The following is a 2698-nucleotide window of genomic DNA, read 5'->3' on the forward strand; positions in this document are numbered from 1 at the left end:
GTCGGGCTCCAGTTGCTTGACGCGAAGTCGTTGATTTCATCTTTGGCAGCCGGCGGGGACCTGGCGCCGGCTGTGCGGCCCTTCGCTGCCGCTCCCCGCCTTCGGGCGTTCAGCCCCTTAAAAAGGTCCACTGGACTTTTTGGTGCGCCCGAAGGCGGACCGGGCCTTCACCATTCGTCGTTCGGGAAGCCAAGCAATTGGCTTCCCATCCGCTAGGTGGACCACTCCTCACCCCAGCAGGTCCTCGATGCGGACCGGAAAGCGCCGCGGCCGCACGCCGGTCGCATGCCAGACCGCATTGGCGACGGCGCCGGCCGTGCCGGTGATGCCGATTTCGCCGACGCCCTTGATGCCGAGCGCGTTGACGTGAGGGTCGTCCTCGTGGACCAGCAACGCCTCGACCGATGGAACGTCGGCATTCACCGGGACATGATATTCGGCGAGGTTGGCATTCTGGATCCGGCCAGAGCGCCGGTCGGTGATGGCTTCCTCATGCAGCGCGAACGAGACGCCCCAGATCATGCCGCCATAATACTGGCTGCGCACCAGCCTGGGATTGATGACCCGTCCGGCGGCGAACGCACCGACCAGCCTTGTGACACGGATCTGGCCAAAATCCGGATCGACCTTCACCTCGGCAAACACGGCGCCATGCGCGTGCTTGGCATAGGCCTCCTGAGACGCCGGGTCGGGAGCGCCCTTGCCGTGGCCCTCGATCTCGGTGAGGCCCGCGCGCGTGAGGATTTCGGCGTAGCTTTCACCGCGGCTTTCATCGTCGCGCCGATAGAGGCGGCCGCCGCGCGCCAGCACGCCTTCATTGCCGGCGCCGTAGAGCGGCGAGCCCTCGTCGCCGGTGGCGAGATCGGCGAGCCTGGCGATGACGGCGGCGCCCGCATTGTGGATCGCCATGCCGGCCGTCGCCGTGTGGCCGGAGCCGCCGGCAATGCCTGCATTGGGCAGATCGGAGCTGCCGGCCCTGAAATCGACCTGGTCGATATCCAGTCCCAGTCCGTCGGCGGCGATCTGGGCGAAGGCGGTCCAGGCGCCTTGCCCCATGTCCTGAGCGCCGGTCTCCATCACGCCGCTGCCATCGGCTCTCAGCACCGCCCGCGCTTCGGCCTGGAACATGATCGCCGGGAAGGTCGCCGTGCCCATGCCCCAGCCGGTCAGGAAACCGTCGGCGTCGCGCATCAGCCGAGGCTGAAGCGGGCGGCTCGCCCAGCCGAACGTCTCGGCCGCTTGCCTGTAGCATTCGCGCAGCGCCTTGGAGGAAAACGGCTTGCCGGTCATCGGCTCGACCTCGGCATAGTTCCGCAGCCGGAATTCCAGCGGGTCCATGCCGCAGGCGTAGGCTGCCTCATCGATAGCGCTCTCCAGCGCGATCGAGCCGGTGGCTTCGCCGGGCGCCCGCATGAACAGCGGCGTACCGGTATCGAGCCGCACCGCATCGTGCGAGGTGGCGATGGCCGGGCTGGCATAGAGCGTGTGCGAGGCATCCGCCGCCGGTTCGAAGAAATCGTCGAACGTGCTCGACGCGGTCTTGGCGTGATGGTCGAGTGCCGTCAGCCGCCCTTCGCCATCCATGCCCATGCGCAGCGTCTGGCGCGTCGGCGCACGGTGGCCGACCGGCCCGTACATCTGCTCACGTCGCAGCACCAGCTTGACCGGACGGCCGACGAGACGCGCCGCCAGGATGCCGAGCACCTGCGGCCCGGAGATCATGCCTTTCGAACCGAAGCCGCCACCCAGGAACGGGCTGCGGATGTGGATGTTCTCCGGCGCGATGCCGAACAGGCCGGCGATGCGGCCCTGCGCCATGGCAAGGCCCTGGCTCGGTGTGTCGATCGACAGTGTGTCGCCTTCCCAGGCGACGACGATCGCATGCGGCTCCATGGCGTTGTGGTACTGGGCCGGCGTCTCGTAGGTGGCTTCGATCCGCGTCTTTGCGGATTTAAGGCCGACCTCGACATCGCCCTTGTGCTGCACGGCCGGACCGCCGACGCCGACAGCACGCGGCACGAAATTTTCGGCGCCGTCGAGGCCAACGCGCGCCGGCATCACTTCATAGCGCGGCGACAGCAGCGCCGCCCCCTCGGTCGCCGCCTCCAGCGTCTCGGCGATCACCACGGCGATGCTCTGATTGGGGTAGCGGACCTGGTCGTTCTGCAAGAGGTCGAGCCGGAACATGAAGGGATGGTCCTTGGCGTCCGGATCGGCAGCGAGCGCTGGCCGGTTCTTGGGCGTCATCACCTCGACCACGCCTCTGTATGCCTTGGCCGCCTCGACATCCAGCGCGGCGACGCGGCCGCGTGCGATGCTGCTGACCGCCAGCACGGCGTAGAGCATGCCGGGCGGATGGTTGTCGGCGGCATAGCGCGCGGCTCCGGTGACTTTCAGAAAGCCGTCGCGGCGGGTCAGCGGCTGGCCGATGCTAGAGCCTTGCCGGGCATGGGCGGGTTGCTGGTTGAGGCTGAGTTCAAGCGTCATGGCGCGCTCCAGGAATGTTCGAGAACGGGGAGGCAGGAAGGGCCGGCAGACGCTCGGGCGTTCCCGAAAGCGCAGAGATCAGCGCCCTGATCACGATGCGGCGGGCAAGCTCGATCTTGAAGGCATTGTCGCCGGAAGGGCTGGCATCGGCCAAGGCAGCGTCCGCGGCGCTGGCGAAGGTCGCCTCGCTGGCGTCCGCGCCAAGCAGGAC

Annotated in this window: 1 protein-coding gene and 1 pseudogene; both read right to left on the reverse strand. The window is 67.8% G+C overall.

Translation table 11 applies throughout. The features are described from left to right. Window positions 1-228 precede the first annotated feature (228 nt). Complete coding sequence (locus tag ENZ75_RS27720; protein WP_063168586.1) at window positions 229-2487, reverse strand: xanthine dehydrogenase family protein molybdopterin-binding subunit; 2259 nt, start codon at window positions 2485-2487, stop codon at window positions 229-231. Continuing rightward, window positions 2477-2698: pseudogene (locus tag ENZ75_RS27725) on the reverse strand (xanthine dehydrogenase family protein subunit M); the annotation flags it as partial. The gene ENZ75_RS27720 and the pseudogene ENZ75_RS27725, both read right to left, overlap by 11 nt.

Source organism: Mesorhizobium sp. M7A.F.Ca.CA.002.04.1.1, assembly GCF_004022805.1.
Classification (GTDB): domain Bacteria; phylum Pseudomonadota; class Alphaproteobacteria; order Rhizobiales; family Rhizobiaceae; genus Mesorhizobium; species Mesorhizobium ciceri.